Source organism: Enterococcus termitis (genome assembly GCF_001730305.1).
Taxonomy (GTDB): Bacteria; Bacillota; Bacilli; order Lactobacillales; family Enterococcaceae; genus Enterococcus_L; species Enterococcus_L termitis.
The window spans coordinates 241,322-257,760 of sequence record NZ_MIJY01000012.1 but is presented as its reverse complement, the minus strand read 5'-3'; the positions used below and the strand labels follow the sequence as shown (position 1 = coordinate 257,760).

27 protein-coding genes are annotated in these 16,439 nt (G+C 32.8%); all 27 read left to right on the top strand.

The window, feature by feature from the left end; translation table 11 throughout:
- Positions 1–15: 15 nt before the first annotated feature.
- The 27 genes from BCR25_RS08610 to BCR25_RS08490 all read left to right on the top strand — a co-directional run bounded on the left by BCR25_RS08610 (position 16) and on the right by BCR25_RS08490 (position 16,427).
- Positions 16–2,472: an MSCRAMM family protein gene (locus BCR25_RS08610; protein WP_069663208.1), complete on the top strand. Its 2,457-nt coding sequence runs from the start codon at positions 16–18 to the stop codon at positions 2,470–2,472.
- A gap of 71 nt (positions 2,473–2,543) precedes the next feature.
- On the top strand, positions 2,544–3,101 hold the full coding sequence (locus BCR25_RS08605; protein ID WP_069663207.1) for a hypothetical protein: 558 nt from the start codon (positions 2,544–2,546) through the stop codon (positions 3,099–3,101).
- A gap of 190 nt (positions 3,102–3,291) precedes the next feature.
- The gene (locus tag BCR25_RS08600) at positions 3,292–3,594 is read left to right on the top strand and encodes a hypothetical protein (RefSeq protein WP_069663206.1); all 303 of its coding nucleotides are present in this window, start codon (positions 3,292–3,294) and stop codon (positions 3,592–3,594) included.
- Positions 3,591–4,076, top strand: coding sequence for a hypothetical protein (locus BCR25_RS08595; RefSeq protein WP_069663205.1), 486 nt, complete (start codon positions 3,591–3,593; stop codon positions 4,074–4,076). The genes BCR25_RS08600 and BCR25_RS08595 overlap by 4 nt, the downstream gene beginning before the upstream one ends.
- A 14-nt stretch (positions 4,077–4,090) precedes the next feature.
- The gene (locus BCR25_RS08590; RefSeq protein ID WP_069663204.1) at positions 4,091–4,585 is read left to right on the top strand and encodes an antirestriction protein ArdA; all 495 of its coding nucleotides are present in this window, start codon (positions 4,091–4,093) and stop codon (positions 4,583–4,585) included.
- A gap of 37 nt (positions 4,586–4,622) precedes the next feature.
- Positions 4,623–4,973, top strand: a complete 351-nt coding sequence (locus tag BCR25_RS08585; RefSeq protein ID WP_069663203.1) for a hypothetical protein — start codon at positions 4,623–4,625, stop codon at positions 4,971–4,973.
- 12 nt (positions 4,974–4,985) lie between these two features.
- On the top strand, positions 4,986–5,336 hold the full coding sequence (locus BCR25_RS08580) for a hypothetical protein (RefSeq protein WP_069663202.1): 351 nt from the start codon (positions 4,986–4,988) through the stop codon (positions 5,334–5,336).
- Between the two features lies 1 nt (position 5,337).
- On the top strand, positions 5,338–5,736 hold the full coding sequence (locus BCR25_RS08575; protein WP_069663201.1) for a DUF961 family protein: 399 nt from the start codon (positions 5,338–5,340) through the stop codon (positions 5,734–5,736).
- Positions 5,737–5,798: 62 nt separating this feature from the next.
- The gene (locus BCR25_RS08570) at positions 5,799–6,146 is read left to right on the top strand and encodes a hypothetical protein (RefSeq protein WP_069663200.1); all 348 of its coding nucleotides are present in this window, start codon (positions 5,799–5,801) and stop codon (positions 6,144–6,146) included.
- 14 nt (positions 6,147–6,160) lie between these two features.
- Entirely contained in the window at positions 6,161–6,346 is a 186-nt protein-coding gene (locus tag BCR25_RS08565; protein WP_069663199.1) for a hypothetical protein, read from the top strand.
- Positions 6,347–6,410: 64 nt separating this feature from the next.
- Complete coding sequence (locus BCR25_RS08560; RefSeq protein WP_069663198.1) at positions 6,411–6,656, top strand: hypothetical protein; 246 nt, start codon at positions 6,411–6,413, stop codon at positions 6,654–6,656.
- Positions 6,657–6,759: 103 nt separating this feature from the next.
- The gene (locus BCR25_RS08555; RefSeq protein WP_069663197.1) at positions 6,760–7,179 is read left to right on the top strand and encodes a hypothetical protein; all 420 of its coding nucleotides are present in this window, start codon (positions 6,760–6,762) and stop codon (positions 7,177–7,179) included.
- Positions 7,176–7,667, top strand: a complete 492-nt coding sequence (locus BCR25_RS08550; protein ID WP_069663196.1) for a SemiSWEET family sugar transporter — start codon at positions 7,176–7,178, stop codon at positions 7,665–7,667. The genes BCR25_RS08555 and BCR25_RS08550 overlap by 4 nt, the downstream gene beginning before the upstream one ends.
- Positions 7,668–7,676: 9 nt before the next feature.
- A complete protein-coding gene (locus tag BCR25_RS08545; protein WP_069663195.1) occupies positions 7,677–8,297 on the top strand; it encodes a hypothetical protein in 621 nt (206 codons plus the stop codon).
- Positions 8,298–8,311: 14 nt separating this feature from the next.
- Positions 8,312–8,794, top strand: coding sequence for a hypothetical protein (locus BCR25_RS08540; protein WP_069663194.1), 483 nt, complete (start codon positions 8,312–8,314; stop codon positions 8,792–8,794).
- Entirely contained in the window at positions 8,787–10,361 is a 1,575-nt protein-coding gene (locus tag BCR25_RS08535; protein WP_139124555.1) for a cell division protein FtsK, read from the top strand. The genes BCR25_RS08540 and BCR25_RS08535 overlap by 8 nt, the downstream gene beginning before the upstream one ends.
- Before the next feature lie 54 nt (positions 10,362–10,415).
- Positions 10,416–10,568, top strand: a complete 153-nt coding sequence (locus BCR25_RS20350) for a hypothetical protein (RefSeq protein ID WP_169819001.1) — start codon at positions 10,416–10,418, stop codon at positions 10,566–10,568.
- 60 nt (positions 10,569–10,628) lie between these two features.
- Positions 10,629–10,937 carry a hypothetical protein gene (locus BCR25_RS08530; RefSeq protein WP_069663193.1) on the top strand — a complete coding sequence of 103 codons (309 nt, stop codon included), beginning with the start codon at positions 10,629–10,631 and terminating at the stop codon, positions 10,935–10,937.
- Positions 10,938–10,954: 17 nt separating this feature from the next.
- Positions 10,955–11,131: a hypothetical protein gene (locus tag BCR25_RS20345; protein ID WP_169819000.1), complete on the top strand. Its 177-nt coding sequence runs from the start codon at positions 10,955–10,957 to the stop codon at positions 11,129–11,131.
- Positions 11,132–11,434: 303 nt separating this feature from the next.
- On the top strand, positions 11,435–12,655 hold the full coding sequence (locus BCR25_RS08525; protein WP_069663192.1) for a replication initiation factor domain-containing protein: 1,221 nt from the start codon (positions 11,435–11,437) through the stop codon (positions 12,653–12,655).
- A complete protein-coding gene (locus tag BCR25_RS08520; protein ID WP_069663191.1) occupies positions 12,656–13,162 on the top strand; it encodes a hypothetical protein in 507 nt (168 codons plus the stop codon).
- Between the two features lie 4 nt (positions 13,163–13,166).
- Positions 13,167–14,279: a hypothetical protein gene (locus BCR25_RS08515; RefSeq protein ID WP_069663190.1), complete on the top strand. Its 1,113-nt coding sequence runs from the start codon at positions 13,167–13,169 to the stop codon at positions 14,277–14,279.
- Between the two features lie 10 nt (positions 14,280–14,289).
- A complete protein-coding gene (locus BCR25_RS08510; protein WP_069663189.1) occupies positions 14,290–14,817 on the top strand; it encodes a hypothetical protein in 528 nt (175 codons plus the stop codon).
- A gap of 67 nt (positions 14,818–14,884) precedes the next feature.
- Positions 14,885–15,196: a hypothetical protein gene (locus tag BCR25_RS08505; RefSeq protein ID WP_069663188.1), complete on the top strand. Its 312-nt coding sequence runs from the start codon at positions 14,885–14,887 to the stop codon at positions 15,194–15,196.
- Between the two features lie 14 nt (positions 15,197–15,210).
- Positions 15,211–15,708 (top strand): hypothetical protein, encoded by a 498-nt coding sequence (locus BCR25_RS08500; RefSeq protein WP_069663187.1) that lies wholly within the window; start codon positions 15,211–15,213, stop codon positions 15,706–15,708.
- 56 nt (positions 15,709–15,764) lie between these two features.
- Positions 15,765–16,064 carry a hypothetical protein gene (locus tag BCR25_RS08495; RefSeq protein ID WP_069663186.1) on the top strand — a complete coding sequence of 100 codons (300 nt, stop codon included), beginning with the start codon at positions 15,765–15,767 and terminating at the stop codon, positions 16,062–16,064.
- Positions 16,065–16,229: 165 nt separating this feature from the next.
- Positions 16,230–16,427, top strand: coding sequence for a hypothetical protein (locus tag BCR25_RS08490; RefSeq protein ID WP_069663185.1), 198 nt, complete (start codon positions 16,230–16,232; stop codon positions 16,425–16,427).
- Positions 16,428–16,439 lie beyond the last annotated feature (12 nt).

Here is a 16,439-nt window from a genome sequence, read left to right as displayed (position 1 = left end):
AAACAGGAGGAAATTATGAAGAAAATCAATTTTAAGAAGAAAGCAAAATATTTATTTGCTAGTTTAGTTGTGCTGGGGCAGGTGGTATCATCATCTGTTTTACCAGTGGTTGCAAATGCTGGAGTACTTTTCCCAAAAGAAGTAACGGTTGAGTATGACAATAATAAAATGTATGTAGCAAAAGGAACCAATAAAGATGGTACATTTTTTGACGAACGTATTCCGCCTTTGTATGCAGTATATGAAGGTAAAAGACAACCGATTTTTTGTATTGAACCAGCAGTGCCGATCGTCAATGCAGTAACTCCTGGTTACACGTCCAATCCTTTGCCTGCGTTTGCGAATGACCAACGATCAAAATTTTTAACAGTTTTATGGAAGTATGCAGGTAATGATGAAGACACGCAACAGGTAGCGCAAATTATGCTCTGGGAACATCAGCAGGGCAAAACAATTGATTACTTACGACGACCAGACGGTTCCTTAATAGATGTTGGTGCTGTAAAATCAAAAATCAATCAAATTATTGCAGATTACGAGAAAAAACCTAGTTTTGATAAAGAAAAAGTAACTGTAAAAGTAGGTGAATCAATTACTTTAACAGATACTGATAATGTTGGTTTAAGTAGATTCGATACTATGAGTCCGAAAAGTGATGCAAATGTGGGTTGGTCTATTGATGGAAATAAATTAACAATTACTCCAACAAAAGATTCGAAAGAAGACGGTATTCTAAGATTGTATAAATCAGTCGATGAAGGAACGCCAGTTGCTTATTCTTTAGCAGGATCGCAACAAGTAATGGCTGGTGCAATTGATGATCCGAACTACTTTGAAATTAGTATAAAAGTTATTAAAACTGGAGATATCAAAGTAACGAAGCTTGATGAAGGAACAGGTGAACCAGTACCAAATACCGAGTTTGACATGAAAAACCTTTCGGACGGTAAAACTCAAAAAGTGAAAACTGATGCTAAAGGTGAAGGGCTATTGAAAGATGTTTATGACGGAACAGAAGTTGAAATTACAGAAACATTCGTGCCTGCTCCATATGTGAAAGCGAAAAACAATACTAAGAAAGTAACGGTAAAAGCTGGTCAAGTAACACCAGTTGAATTTAGAAATGAACGTGCAACAGGTAAATCAACACTAACAAAAGTGGATAAAACGACTGAAACTGATAAACCGTTAAATCCTAATTATCCAATGACTGGTGCAAAATATGGCTGGTTTAAAGAAGATGGTACGTTAGTGAAAGAATTTGATCTAGATGAAAAACAAACAGCAACGATCGACAAACAACCATTAGGAAATTACTACTGGAAAGAAACAGTCGCTCCAGTTGGTTATACTCTTGATCCAGAAAAACATGTTGTTGAATTAACGTATAAAGATCAAGATACACCAGTAGTTGTAAAAGATAGTAAAAGTAATGACGATGTTATTCGTATGAATATTGATTGGCAAAAATTGATTCAAAATGCAACCAATGAAATGTTTAAAAATGGCGTAGAATTTACAGCGACAAATAGCCGTACAGGTGAAGAATTTGTTGAAACTACAGCTACAGTCGACGGTAAGAAAGGTTATTTACAATTTAAAGATTTGCCGTTAGATGATTATGTTATTGAAGAAACAAAAGGTGTTGAGGGCTATGATCCAGTTGACCCAATTGAAATTAAACATTCTTATGATAAAGAAACAAAATCATTTACTTTTACAGTTACCGATCAAAAAAGCGGTAATGTATTAAATGAAGAAACATTAACACAAGAAGAACTTTCAAAAGGTGAAAACGTTGATCTAGGCACTTATACTCTTAAAGACAAAGCGACTGTAAATGAGGAACCTACTGTTGGTATTTCTACAAAAGCACATACAGGAGATGGTGAAACGAACACTTTTGTATGGGGGGAAGAAGCTAAGTTTTATGATGATAGTATTTTAACTCACAAAAATATTGAAATTGGTACGAAACGTGCTAAAGAAGTGAAATTACATGCTGTTTATACTGATAAAGAGGGCAAAAAGACAACAGAAGTTGTTTGGAGTTCAGGTTTAGTCGATTATGAAGTAACAGACAAAGAAATGACTGAACGTGTGATTGCTGACTATGACTATCGGAAAGACAAAAAAGCAGATGAAAATACACGTTGGTATTTTAGCGAAGATGGATATAATTATGATGAAGAGAAGCCAAAGAAAGACACTGAACACAATCCAGATGGAAAAGACCCAGAACAAGATATTAAACCTGTGGTAAAAGAGACGCCGAAAAAAGATATTCCTAAAGAGGAAACACCAAAAGAGACACCAAAGGAAACGCAATCCTTACCATACACTGGTGAAGAAATGATGCGTGGGGCTACTGTAGTAGGCTTGCTATTGATTTTAGGTGTAGGCGGTGCTATGTATCTAAAACGTAAAAAGAAAACTGATTTATCAGAAGAAAAAACAGAAGAGAATAAATAAGAAGAAGTGATAAAAACTTCTTCTTATTTTTTTGGAGTGTAAATGTAATTAAAAAATAAAGGAGGCTGGTCGTGAGAGAAGGGGTTTATGGACTGAAATGCATATTTGAAGAACGTTGTGTTGAAACTATGCCGAGCGAGATACTTGAAATATTTATTAGTGATTTAGAAAGTAAGCATGTAGCTTTAATTGATAGTGAGAGTGCATATAAAATTTATAAACTATCGACGGAGGGGGGATATGAAAATACTATATTAGGTTCACATCGCCAAGCTACTATTTTGGATGAATATAGAAGAATTATCGCAATGCAAAATAATCGTAATTTTAAAAGACCTGTTAGAATTGTAAAAGATTTATCTGGTCGTTACTGGTGTGATAATACTCATGCAGCTATTGCGTATATTTTGAGAGGAAATAAAAAAATAAATGAGATTCCATTTTATGTTGTTGATTTAAAGGATAATAGTATTATTTCATGCGATGGTGCGGTTAATGGTGATTTGCAGGATTTACGAAATATCATATCATCGTCGTTGAGGATTCAAGAAAGAATTGATAAAGGAATACGTCCTATTGATTGTAGGTGGACGATAGAAAATCTCATGAAAAATTTGAAAGTAATCTAGAATTTATAATCACGAAAAAAGAATAAAGTGGTATGTATCTAAAACGTAAAAAGAAAGCTGATTTATCAGAAGAAAAATCAGAAAAAAATAACTAAGAAGAAGTGATTAAAATTTCTTCTTTTTTTTGTATGAATTTAGTGTGATGCAGACTTTTATTGACAACAAAATTTAATAGAAATGGGGTGCTATTATGATGGTTCGAACATATCGTACTATTACTTACTATTGGGCGTTATGGAGAAACGAAGAGTTGGAGTTAGCTCTTTCCAAAACAAAGCAATATGAATCTCAATTCACAGAAGGTGAATATATTGACCTAAAAAATAGTTGTAATTTCTTTTTAAGTAATGGGTTGAAAGATTATTTAGCTAATTCACCTGAAAGCTTTTGTAAAGAAGATTTAAGAAAATGGTTTGATCGAACGTTTTCTCATTGTGAAGAGGAAATTCACTATTTTATTTCTAATTGTAAAAAGAAGGATGTGAGTGTATGAGTGGTAATCTGCAAACAGTTGAAGGTGTAGAAATGTTGTGGATTGAATTGGAAAAAATGTTTTTTGCAGATGTTGATCGTATGTTAAAAATGAAAAGTGTAAACGGTATTAGATTTGAATCAGATATTCACGATATGAAATCAGAAGTCGGGGAGGAATTATCTTCGTGTTGTCATCAACTTTGCATGAGGTTCGAATCTGACTTTTCGAAAGAAGGCATGCCTAAAAGTTTAATTAAAAGTGAATTTTTAAAGTGTTACGAAAAGCTGATGTATATAGTGGATGGAAGAATAAACGCAATGATTGATATGAAAGAGAAGGAAAATGGAGATTTGGGTAACCCTATTAAATTAAGGAATTTGTCCACTCTTTTTTTAGAATCGATTGATAGTAATAAAGATAATGCTGAGGAAATTTATGCTGTATCAGACGCTTTAATTGATTTGGCAAAAAAGATTGAAAAGAATAATCAAGTAAAATAAAGGAGGAATAGTAAATGGATGAAATAAAAGTTTTTGTAGCGCCTTATTCGAAACCTAATGTAGGTTCTTGGTTTACTTTACCAACTTCTGTAAGTGGTATTGAAGCAACTGTTCGTAAAATTGTGGGTGATGAAACTATTGAAGAGTTTGTGGTAGTTGATTATGAAGCGCCTTTTAAACTATTTGATACAGATTTGGATTTTTTAAATGATTTAGCTGAAAGAATAGAGGATTTGCCAGAGGTGGTTCGTAAAAACCTAATTCGTTTGACTGAGTATGAAGATATTGAGGAAATACTTGATAGTGAAGGTGATAATTTTGTATTCACTGGAGAAACTGAAATGGAAGATGTTGCAATAGAGTATGTTGAGAGCTGTGGTGGTATTGAATCGGCTTTGGGCGATAGAGTAGAATTCTACATTGATTATTTTAAATTAGGTAGAGATATGGAATTCGAAGGCAACTATTTTGAAGGAGTTAGCGGAGAAATTATCGAGTATGTAGGTTAATTCGGGAATAATTATATACTTCATGATGGAGGGCAGAATGAAACTATTACTAAGTAAATCTGATCGAATGTATCTAGAAAAACTGGATGAAAAAACAAGAAAAAAACTATGTAGCATGATTAGTGGGGATGTAGTTTTGATCGAAAAAATGCTTATAGCAGAAAATCTAAATCATGAAGAATGGTCTTGTTATGAAATGCCTATTTATGGTGAAGTATATTGTTGTGAGAATAGAGATCAAACAGAATATTTTGCAGTTGAAAAGGGATATGATGGGGTTTATCTAATGCCAACATACATTACTAACGAGGTTGATGAAAATGGCTATAACAATTTCCCTTGTAAAACATTGAAAGAATCAATAGAAAAAAATAAATTATATAAATAGGAGAGTGTAAGAATGGCAACATTAAAAAATATTATTATGAAATCTGAAAAGTTAGCGGGTACAAAGGCTAATGGGCGAGTAGAACAAAGACAGATGACGATTGACGGTAAACAGATGGCGGTAAAAATCTATTCACTACGAAATAAAGAGTTCGGGGCTTTTGAATATATTGTGCCTGCTCGTGCTGGTGTGGCTGTAAAGCCTAATCAGGAAGTAACGTTAGAAAATCCACGTCTTCATTCTGTGGGGCGTGTAAATTCGTCACAATCAACAAATGCAAGCGGTAGACAAGAAACAAATTATGTAGGATTCGTTGAACGTAGTGTTGTTGGCGATGGACTGAAAATTAAGGGGGAAAAATAATATGTCATCAATTAAAGTAGAAGGAAACGATATTACACCATTAATCGATTTTGAAAAAACATTCGGAAATCTTAGATTCTTAGAACAAATTGCAGATCAAGAAAGCCGTGGTGAAGACGGTGAACGTGGTGAAGTAACAGCGGTTCGTTTTGAGGTGTTGTCAGAAAATCAAGGAGCAGAGTTCCGTGTTAAAATTGATTTAGATGACAATCCAATGATCGATTTGTCAAAATTTGAGATGGACGATGAAATTGAATTAGTTGAACCTAAAGTGTTTGAACGGAATATGAATAATGGCTCAATGCCGAATATGGTTGTAACAATTGAAGCAATCGATATCAAAAAGAAAGGTGCTACTAAACCATCGCAACCAGCAGGTGGAGGAGACAATAAGAAATAATTAAATAAAAATCAGGCGGTTAGTTGTCAAAGGCTAGTCGCTTATTAAGTAGGTGAATTGCTATGAATGAACAGAAATTATCACAAATAATGGTGAAAATGGGCTTCTTGGCTTTAGAAAATAATGGAGTAGAAATCTATATGCTGGAGACACGCTATTATTATTTGGTTATTGAACCTACAACAAGAAACAATCGAACTACGTATGACTTTATTAAGTATTCCTACAATAAAAGTAAAGGAGAAACAAAAATAATTAAGTGCTATTTTGAAGGTTTCAATGAAAATGCTATGGTAAAGAAAGTAGGGTCTTACATGGCGTTTGTGCTAGAACGAGGATATTTAAAAACAAATAATAAACAGATTCTTCCGTTTGCTAGAGAGATTAGTAAGCGGAAGATTTTTATTTAGAAAGGGAGAGAAAAATGAATAAGTTCAGAATTAGAAAGTACATTAGACAATTTCTAAAGGAAAATAAAGATAGTGATTTTATTTGCCTGAATACTGCTAAACTTAGCAACAATCAATTTAGAGTTGCTTATAAAATGATGAGTAAAACATTGTTGGAAAGCAGAAGAAAAAAACAATCTGTATTTATTAGTGATCAGTAAATATTGGAATGAGGATATTCTATTCGTGGTTGTTCATGGATGCGATAGGAAGGGAGAGTAGGATGTGGAACAAGAAATGTTTGTAGGTATACCGCCGTTGCAGTTGAGAAATGAACTATCTTGTAAAGCAAAAGAGCATGTAATAAGAGAGCGATTGAAAGCGACTAAAATTGTTGTTGTTGACTCGAAAGGAGAGTTTAAATCTATTAAAAATTACTTACCTAAAAATGTAAGGTTTGTTGATAGTATGGACAAAGCAAATAAAAAGATAGGATGTGTTAAGGATAATGGGATTAAGAAGGAAACATAAACTATCTTTGAAAAGTAAATCGTTTAATAAAAAGTACTGTAAGAAAAAAGCAAGACAATATAAAAGATGGGTTGAAAAATATTATAAGTGAGTGGGGGATCTTATGGAGGTTAATGTAAAAGAGCGTTTAAAGTTGGATGTTTTGAAGGGGGAATTAGGTAGGTGTGAAGGTCAGCTGAAGAATTTAAAAAAGGAATTATCTTTTTATGAAAAACTTTCAGATACAAATTTTTTTAAAGGACTAATTATTTGGATGTGTAGGTATCCTATTTTTTTTCTTCCATTATTAAGTGGAGGGGTGTTCTTTTTAGTTGTTCGGTCTAATAAGGAGCTAATTTTCTTTGGAATGATGATTGTGTTTTTCTATTTCTTTGTGTCATTTTCTGTGTATGCCAGTGAAAGAAGTTCAATTAATTTGTTGAGGAGAATTGAAAATTTAGAATCGTCAATAGAGTACTCTAAAGAAAAACTGGAATCTCTAGAAAAAAAGATAAAAAATTTTGAGAGGGATGAAAAAGTATGATAACAGATATTATAGGAGCACTAGCAAATTTGACCAGCCTTATACTATGGATTCCACAAGCAAAGACGACATGGAAGAATAGAAATGATCCGCAAGCATTAGCAGGGGTTAGTATTGGAACTCAAATGCTTGTAGGCGTTAATACTGTATTGTGGTGCATATATGGCGTGATGATAAACAATGTATGGCTACCACTTGGAACGATTATCATATTGCCTTTAGCAAGTTTGACTATTTTTTTAAAGAAGAAATCAGATAAGCGTAAAAAGATTGTTGTGAATGAAGAAAAAGAAACATGGTTTACGTTTGCAGACTATAGAAGGCTTGCTCCAGAAAATAAAGAACTTTGTTTAAAAGCAATTTATACAACTGATTTTGGGCAACAAGTCTCGGCTGGTTTATTGAATTGGGAATCCTATGAAGAAATGAATGAATTAGATAAAATGTTTTGGAATAAGGATTTGTGGCTTGAAAAATATTGTGTGTGAGGTGATCTAGTGTTTAAGAAATTTCAATCAAAAGTAAAATTTGATAAAGGAAGATATACATTTGAGGAATATGAAAAAAATGCAGAAGTGGTCATTTACAGAGAGATACTAGGCGGAATATTGGTTTATCTAAGTGTTTGCTTGCTTTCGTTGACAGTTGATAATATGTTCCATACGGCTGTTTTTTTTGGTGCAATTGGGGCTGTCGTAATTATTTACTTCAATATTATTTCAGAAACTCATCAGTTAACTAAGGAATATATTTATCAAGCAAAAAAAGAATGGCGTGAAGTAGATAGAAGATTACTTTTTCCTATCATTAATTCAGCAGAAAATGTTATTGCTGATCCAAAAGGACGTTTTTATTTAGATTCTGATATGTTCAGGCGTGATGTGCTAGTGGACGGAGACTATGTGTATTATTACATTTATGTTAGTGAAAATAGAGGAATAAGACAGTCGTTCCCAGTAAGTTCAGTAATTTTTGATAAAGAGTACACTGGCAATTCATATTTGATTAAAGAAGAATTATGTTTTATAGATGAACGATTTCAGTCTATGGCTGGAAATTATGGGGAGCCGATTGATAATGAAAGAACAATAATTCGATCGAGATTTGTTCAATGGTAGAAGGAGGAACAAGAATGGCAGAGAAAACGTTAGAATGGTACCAAAAAGAACTAAGAGATAGATTTCAACATTTTTTTATGTTTTTAGATGGATCGTATAATTTTCCGAATAGCTTAGAGGGTGATTTGTTGAAAATGACACATAACATGTTGAGATTAATGGAAAAAGAAAATAGTAACCCACCTTTTGTGGTCGGGGAGTATTATGCGGATGAATATGGTGTTTATAAGATTTTAGAAAATGGGGAATGTATGTCATATTCTTTGGTCAGTGGTGAATTCAACAAGTGTTTACAATGGTACACACTTAATGGTACAATACCAGCCACTAACGAACAGGTAAAAATGTTTAAGGTTGCTAAAGCAATAGAAAATAGCGGGCTTACACCAGAACAACATAAACAAATGATCTTAGACGGAAAAATAAACTTAGGTGTGTGGAGTGCGCTTCAAACAAAAGTTGAAAAATTGGAGGAGGGAAAGAACCAAAGTGAATAAGTTGTTTGTCTATCGTGGTAGGCGCATTCGTATGCTTCATAGAAATTTATTATTTAAGTATGGACTAGGAATCTGTAGTCCTTTTTTTGTACTCTTAGGTGTCTATCATTTCTTTATTACTTATCCGATGGTAGAAAAAATGAATGGAGAATATACAATACAACCGTTTATAATACCAGTTGTTGTTACAATCGCTGGAATTGTTTTTAGTATATTCTTTTCGGTTATTGTTATTCGATCATCACAATTACGAGGGGGCTTTTTTGCAAAACAATATAAGAAACAGATGCTAGCAGAATACTTAGATGAAAATGAGTTTGTGATAAAGAAGACCAAAAAAACAGAAAAAGGACAAAAAGAAACTAGAAGATTTCCAAAGGTATATTACCGAGCGAATGGTGATACAGATGAATTTACATTTAAAATTGGAAATAAATTTCAAGATAAATTTCTTCAAATTGGGAGACCACTAGAAGACATGTATTTAGCAGACTTAACAGCAGTAAAAAGAGAACAAGGCTTTGTGACTTTCTGTTACTTGATTGATGTTCAAAGTAAACGAATCAAATTTGAAGATTTGAGTGCCAAAGATGGAAAAGTAGAATTGATGAAAGGTGTTGTTTGGGAATATGATGCTCTGCCGCATATGTTAATCACTGGTGGTACTGGTGGAGGAAAAACGTACTTTATCTATTCTTTGATCTCTGCTTTAGGTAAAGAAGGTCGTGTGCATATTGCTGATCCTAAAAATGCTGATTTAGCTGATTTAGGAAACTTTGATGCATTTAAAGGATTGGTTGCTTCTGATAAAAAAGATATCTTCAAACAGATGCAAGAAGCGGTAGAATTGATGGATAAACGTTTCTTACACATGAAGAAACAACCCAATTATACGATCGGTAAAAACTATCGTTATTATGGAATGAAACCAGAATTTTTTATTGTAGATGAATGGGCAGCATTTGTTTCTGTTTTGGATAAATATGGTAGAGATGATGCACTTACAGAAGAAAAACTTTATGAAAGTATTACGCCGTTAGTATTGAAAGCTAGACAAGCTGGAGTGTTCTTTATTTTGGCTACTCAAAAAGCTGGTACAGATGTTATCCGTTCGGCTATTCGAGACAATTTAATGTGTAAAGTATCATTAGGTCGTCTATCAGAACAGGGGTATATTATGACCTTTGGTGATGATAATAAAAATAAAGCGTTCATTAATAAGTATGGCGTTGTTGGACGTGGTTATATTGATGTTGGCGCAGGAGTTCCACAAGAACTGTATTCAGCATTAGTGGACAAGACCTTTGATTTTGTTGAGTTCTTCAAAAACTTTCCTGCAATGCCTTTTACAGATGTTGATGCAGTAGAAGTTACCGAGGAAGACAAAGAAATACTGGAGGATATTTATGGAGATCAATTTGTTAGTGAGGAAAGAGAACAAATTGAATCAACTAGAAGCGAACATAGAGCGGAAATGATAAAAGAGAAAAATGAAAAGGCGGAGGCACTTCTGGAAGGTGTTTCTTATTCTGAAAAAGTAAAAAAACGACAAAAAGAGACAGTTTAAATTCCGTATTTTTTTATGTAAAGATCAAAATTTGGTAATTATGGGAGGGAAGAAATGATTGGTGATGATAAACGCTTCATATTTATTGTACTACTGACAACTGTAATTGGTTTCATAGCTTTTTGGTGTTTGGATAATAAGTTGGGGCAAGTGTTCAGTTTGATCTTTTTCTTTTTGTTTCTTTTACAATTGATATTTACTGATTGATTTAATAGGTGAAGAATTGTAACGCATATTTAAAAATGAATGTAAGGAGGGTGTCTTTTTTTGACATATTATACAATAATTGAAGTCTGTGACTTTTTAAAAATGAAAGAAAGAACTTTGCGTAGCTGGATTGTTAAGATTGAAGAAAGAACAGAGTTTCGTTTTACTAGAAAAATTGATATGAAAAACCCTCACTATGTGTATGGAAATCCAGTTCCGCAATTAATGCTAGACGAGGACGAAGTAAAATTGTTGGAGAAACTTAATGAAAATAGAAAGCAAGGGGCGAATTTATCAGAAATGATTGATCGTCTTTTTTTATTGCCTGAAGACTATAACCAACGTTATCCAGTGGATAAAAGAGGATAGAAAGAGAGGAATAAGTTATGCCTTTGCATCGAGTGATTGGAGAAGTATATGAAGTACAACCTTATTTAGTTAAATATTTAAAAAATGGAGAACGTTATGGAATGAAAGTACCAGCAGTGAATAAAAAAGATGCAATCCGAAGAGTAAGAATAATTGAGGAAGATATTGAAATAATAGAGGTGGAAGAATTGTAGTTTTAATGCTTAACAGTAGGTGAATAACACGAGTGTGTCTGCAAGTGAAATGTGCGTGCATTTTGTGGTTGCGTAAGCAATCACCACGTAAAAATGCACGTGCATATTGCTTGCAAGATGCACGAAGTGAATTAGAGGGCGTAGCCCTCTAATTTCCCAGCACCCCGATTGGTAATACGGGGTGCAGAAAAAACGAATAAATAAATAATAGAACCTTTAAACCTTTGATACGAAAGGATTTCATTGATAAAAATTTGTCGGACAAAAATTGATATCTTGTCCGAATGGTAAGGAGACGTGCGTTTGACTGGTGATGAGCTAAAAAAGATACGAAAAAGATTAGGGTATACGTTGAGAACTTTTTCTCCAAAGGTGGGCATATCTAGAGCGATGTTGTCAGATTATGAAAGAGAAAAATATCCAATACCAGATGACAAAGTAAAACAAATAAAAGAAAATTTGGGTTTGGTTTCAGAAAGTTCTTATCAATTACACGTTCATTTTGATTATTTAAAGTTTACATTTTTTGATAGTACAATACGAACAATTTTAGAAAAAGTCATTGGTATTCCGATGAAGTATTTTGTGATGGAAGAATCAAGTAAGCATAATTATGAAGCGAAATATAGTTGTGGAAATATTGTTGTATTTGATCGAACGTCTGATTCTCGTCAAGGTATTTTGCTGGACTTAACAGGTATGGGTGTTTATGAGTTAGAACAATATTTAGAAAGTATTGGTTTGACTTTTCGTGAGTGGTTAGCAAGAGTTTTAGATCCGTCTTGGTATTCTTCTAGAGGATATTATTCTCGGTTGCATTCAACTCGACTAGATATAGCGATTGATGAAATGTATGATCCGATCAATGGGAATTTTGATTTATACGAGTTGAAAAAGCGTAGGGATAAGGAATTGATTAATACTGATTTTCAAGTGTATAGAGAGCAGGAAAAGAAATTTAGAGAGGATCATGGGGGGTTAACACTTTATTATGGTGCTCGTGGTGGTGAAGGTATGTTTGTTCGTTTTTATGAAAAGCGGTATGAACTGGCTAGTAAAATGCGAATGAATGTAGGTGAAGTGATAGAAGAATATGGTATTTGGAATCGCTACGAGTTAGAACTTGGAAAAGATTATAATGAGCAAGTTTTTTCAGACTATATAAATGGTGTTCCTTTAGATGATATAGCAATCAATTTGTTGTTATCAAAATTCGAGGTTTATGACGAACAAGTGGACAGTCAAGGCAATATAGAATTAGTTTTTTATAAAGAATTTTATGAAGTGTTCGGCTCGTGGAAAAAGGTGAAGTTGAATAAAAAAAGAGAAGAGCCTAGTTTGGAAAGATCAATGCGTTGCATTGAATTGCAATGGGCGAAACGTTTGAAGATTATTGAACTTTCTTTAGGTAAACAAGGATTTGCTCTTTGGTTGAGGGAACTTATGGATCGAGCAGAATTGACAGATAAAGATATTCGTCAAATTGAGTTTGAAAAATTCATTGAGAAGAAAGGATTGAATTAAATGAGTAATGTATTGTCTGTTGGTAAATTATTTTTAGGTGATACTACTACAGTGTCTGGTTCAGAAGTAGATACTTTATGGTATGCATTACATGCTGAATATACTAACCGTATCCGAGATAGTACAATCTGTATAGAAGCCGATAAAATAGGAATTCGAACGATACTTATTGAATCGTGGTTAGAAAAAAATAGCGAAAAAGTCTTAGGGAATATTCAATTATGTGGTCAAGATGGAAGCTATTTTTTATTTACTAGGGAAGAAATTGACGGGTGGTATTACAGATATGTATATTGTGCAACGCTGGATATTCTGATTCCAAAAATACAAGAAAGGAAAGGTCAATTCCGATATTTTTATAATACATTACGTAAGCAAGGTTGGAATATGTCGGCTCAATTCGAAAGTAAGATTTTGAATGAGGGTATATTTTTATCCAGTGGTCGTGATATAAAAAAAAGAATTCCTTATCAATTCATGAAAAAATTAAATATAAAAATGGGGTGAGGTTATGGAAAAAATAAATGAACTTACAGATCGCCTTCATATAGTATTGGAAAAAGCTATTGAACTAGAAGCGAATCCTAAAATTTTAGAAGAAGACAAATTGGAAGTTATGCCACGTTGTGAATATGATGTTGATGTGTTAAGGATTTTAGGAAAACAGCAAAATGTAGAAATTTTGGTAAATGATATTTATTTACAGGAGCTGGAAGACAGCAAGAAAGCTGTAGATGAGTTTTGTTCGATTTTAAATTTAGCTGAGGTTTCCCATGACGTTATTGGGATCAACAAAAAAGTTCTGAAATATCGGCTCGTTATTTTTCCAACGTCCAAAGATATGGAAATGATGCTACGAAAAGATGCAGAAAAAGTTGATAAAGTTGAGTTTATTTTTGAAAGTGGTGCAATTCAAGCGATGGATGAACAAGGGGAGCTAGAAGATCATTCAGAACGTGGGGAAAGATTACGTCAAAAAGAAGAGGTATGTAAAAAGTTAGCTAGTTGGGGGATTGAATATCAGCTTTCAGATTTAGAAACAGTTGAAATATTTCCTACTAGTTATCAAGAAAAACTAAACATTCAACGTCAGTTAGGGAAATATTCTTTGTTAAATTTATTGTTTAAAACAGATAAATATACAAAAATACCAATGACTAGTGAGGAAAAAAGAGAGATCATTAAAGATTTAGCCAACAAATTTAAAAAATATGGAAATGGTTTTATTGAAATGAAAAATCCATTTACTATCATTGCTTATGCAAAAAACCCGAAACTTGCAGAAACTTATAATAAAATTTTTTCTGATTATTGGTACAGATATGTATTAGTAGATGGAGAGGTGAAAGCACTTAAACTTATTGTCGAGCCTTTATACAATAATGGTGAAATGTTTTCAAATGAGGAATGGCTATCAGTGGTGAATAAAGCAAAAGGAGGAGCCGAAGGACTTGAAAATGTAACGGTAGAGTTACCAGCAAAAGGGGAATTAATAGTTAAAGCACCAAATTTTGCAACGGTAAAATCTCTATATTGGATCAAAAATTATCATGATCGAAAATTAGAATCAGATAATGATAGAGGGTATGTTTATACGAATATTATATTCAAATTAGATGATTAGGAGGCGAAAAATGGAGATTATAGCTATTGATATTGACGGAACCTTGACGGGTAATGAATTAGAATGTCAACTTTACAGTAAATGGTTAGGGAGAAAAATTAAGCCGAGTGAATTGACAGATTATGATGTTACTAAAGTTTTGGGAATGACAAAAGAATTTGAAAAACTAAAATGGTTAGAAAATGCATTTTATTTCTATAAAAATGTTGAAATTGATGAAATTGCCACCAAAAAAATAATGGAGATTGCAAGTGGATATGATCATGTAATCATTATGACAAAGCGTTTTGGTTGGAGTTCTACAGTAACTTCCGAATGGTTAGATACACATAATATTAGATATGATAAACTGGTTTGTACAAATGAGTATAGCAAAATGCTATTTTTGGATGCGTATGGGATAACAGGAATAGTAGAAGACAATCCTTATTTAACACGAGAGATTAAGAATTGTCGCAAAGGTATAAAAACTTATTTGGTAGAACGTCCATATAATAGTGTTGATGATTGTGATGTCTATATTAAAGGGTCATTTTAGAAAAGAGACTTAATAAAGTTTGTGGTGTGAGACCTACAGTTTAAATTAATAGAATGAGGTAGAGAAAATGAGTTTGATATCAAGTGAAATGGCAATTTCATATTTTTGGGAAAATTTGCAGAATGAAATTGTTAATGAAATGACTAATAATATCAAGAGTTGTGAAAAATATTTTAAACGGAAGCCTACAGAAGATGAACTGTTAGAGCTTCCTTTTTTGTTTAAAAAATTGATTTCAGCAAAATGTTTTAAAAACATGGAAATGTTTGTTGAAAAGATTCGCATAGAAGGTGGTGTTTCTGAATCTGAAATTCGTACATTATTTAATCGAGAATTATTAGTTGTTGAAGATGAGATTAAAAATAATTATTACCAATAGAAGGAGTGGTGCTAATGTTTACAAAAGAAGAAGTTTTGGTACACATTGAACGATATGTGTTTAAGGAAGTATCTTTGCATTATAAAGGCAAAGATTTAGAAGAGCGGTTCAAAAACTTATTTATGATGAGTGAATCGTTCCGAACGCTAAGAGCTAGGTTGAATTCTGGGGATGCAGAAACATGCGATATTGGACAATTACATGAATTTGAAGATACGTATGGTGAATATATTTCAGAAGAAATTTTGAAACAATTAAATAATATTCCTAGTATGACTGTTACAGAATATTTAGATCAAATCAAAAAAGAGGTTTTTGATTATGTGTTAGGCAAGACTGAATTAAAATCTGATCAAGTTGAAAAGCTTTATTATGAATCTGAAAATTATCAACTATCTGTTGCTTCTGCTAAAAAATGGGCAGATGAAGATGGAGTTATCAGAAGTGATATTTTTGAAACATTGATTGCTGGAGCTTGTGAAGGCATTGTGAAGGATATTGTCAAACGATAATTGAAAATGCTAAAAAGTTTGAGAAAAAAATGTCTAGATGAAAATGATTATTTTTAATGAAAGGAGTGGTATTAATTTTTACGAAATCAGGGGTACTGCTTAGTATTGAGATTTTTGTTTATCATGAAGTTTCGTTAGTATATCAAGGTGAAGACTTAGAAGACCAATTTAAAAATTTGTTTATGATGAGTGAATCGCTTCAAGAGTTAAGAGCTAGGTTAAATTCTGGGGATGCAGAAGTTTTTAGTCTTGCACAATTAAATGAATTTGAAGATATGTTTGGAAAGGATATTGCTAAAGATGTTTTAAAAAGAATAAGAAATATTCCTGATATGACTGAAAAAGATGTTTTGTAGCTATGTTAGGAGAGTGATTTAGAGATATCTTCTTTATGGATTTAAACAAGACTTTTTTGAATGGTTTGAATAATGAATTGATAGAAGAATAAAAATTTTGATTAAAGTAGTCATAGTTGAATGACTACTTTTTTCTTTGGAAAGAAAGGTAGATGGGAGGGAATAATGAAAATAGAAGCTTTAAGAAATTTACTTGATGAGTTAGACAGTGACTTTGAAGTAAGAGTATCAGTGGAAGAATATAAAGAAGATCGTATACGAAACGGAACGACCGTTTATGGAAGTTCTCAATTGTTGGCTGGAATTTCTATTAGAGGAAATATTCTTTGTTTACAAGGAACAAGGAATGCTGATCTAAAATGAAGGGAGGTAGAA

What these genes read in the sequence shown, in the direction of transcription:
- BCR25_RS08575 (WP_069663201.1), top strand. Translation starts at nt 5,338, where the DNA reads ATGTCATCAATTAAAGTAGAAGGAAACGATATTACACCATTAATCGAT.
- BCR25_RS08490 (WP_069663185.1), top strand. Translation starts at nt 16,230, where the DNA reads ATGAAAATAGAAGCTTTAAGAAATTTACTTGATGAGTTAGACAGTGAC.
- BCR25_RS08495 (WP_069663186.1), top strand. Translation starts at nt 15,765, where the DNA reads ATGAAAGGAGTGGTATTAATTTTTACGAAATCAGGGGTACTGCTTAGT.
- BCR25_RS08610 (WP_069663208.1), top strand. Translation starts at nt 16, where the DNA reads ATGAAGAAAATCAATTTTAAGAAGAAAGCAAAATATTTATTTGCTAGT.
- BCR25_RS08540 (WP_069663194.1), top strand. Translation starts at nt 8,312, where the DNA reads ATGGCAGAGAAAACGTTAGAATGGTACCAAAAAGAACTAAGAGATAGA.
- BCR25_RS20345 (WP_169819000.1), top strand. Translation starts at nt 10,955, where the DNA reads ATGCCTTTGCATCGAGTGATTGGAGAAGTATATGAAGTACAACCTTAT.
- BCR25_RS08565 (WP_069663199.1), top strand. Translation starts at nt 6,161, where the DNA reads ATGAATAAGTTCAGAATTAGAAAGTACATTAGACAATTTCTAAAGGAA.
- BCR25_RS08550 (WP_069663196.1), top strand. Translation starts at nt 7,176, where the DNA reads ATGATAACAGATATTATAGGAGCACTAGCAAATTTGACCAGCCTTATA.
- BCR25_RS20350 (WP_169819001.1), top strand. Translation starts at nt 10,416, where the DNA reads ATGATTGGTGATGATAAACGCTTCATATTTATTGTACTACTGACAACT.
- BCR25_RS08515 (WP_069663190.1), top strand. Translation starts at nt 13,167, where the DNA reads ATGGAAAAAATAAATGAACTTACAGATCGCCTTCATATAGTATTGGAA.
- BCR25_RS08590 (WP_069663204.1), top strand. Translation starts at nt 4,091, where the DNA reads ATGGATGAAATAAAAGTTTTTGTAGCGCCTTATTCGAAACCTAATGTA.
- BCR25_RS08500 (WP_069663187.1), top strand. Translation starts at nt 15,211, where the DNA reads ATGTTTACAAAAGAAGAAGTTTTGGTACACATTGAACGATATGTGTTT.
- BCR25_RS08520 (WP_069663191.1), top strand. Translation starts at nt 12,656, where the DNA reads ATGAGTAATGTATTGTCTGTTGGTAAATTATTTTTAGGTGATACTACT.
- BCR25_RS08505 (WP_069663188.1), top strand. Translation starts at nt 14,885, where the DNA reads ATGAGTTTGATATCAAGTGAAATGGCAATTTCATATTTTTGGGAAAAT.
- BCR25_RS08595 (WP_069663205.1), top strand. Translation starts at nt 3,591, where the DNA reads ATGAGTGGTAATCTGCAAACAGTTGAAGGTGTAGAAATGTTGTGGATT.
- BCR25_RS08585 (WP_069663203.1), top strand. Translation starts at nt 4,623, where the DNA reads ATGAAACTATTACTAAGTAAATCTGATCGAATGTATCTAGAAAAACTG.
- BCR25_RS08555 (WP_069663197.1), top strand. Translation starts at nt 6,760, where the DNA reads ATGGAGGTTAATGTAAAAGAGCGTTTAAAGTTGGATGTTTTGAAGGGG.
- BCR25_RS08510 (WP_069663189.1), top strand. Translation starts at nt 14,290, where the DNA reads ATGGAGATTATAGCTATTGATATTGACGGAACCTTGACGGGTAATGAA.
- BCR25_RS08580 (WP_069663202.1), top strand. Translation starts at nt 4,986, where the DNA reads ATGGCAACATTAAAAAATATTATTATGAAATCTGAAAAGTTAGCGGGT.
- BCR25_RS08600 (WP_069663206.1), top strand. Translation starts at nt 3,292, where the DNA reads ATGATGGTTCGAACATATCGTACTATTACTTACTATTGGGCGTTATGG.
- BCR25_RS08570 (WP_069663200.1), top strand. Translation starts at nt 5,799, where the DNA reads ATGAATGAACAGAAATTATCACAAATAATGGTGAAAATGGGCTTCTTG.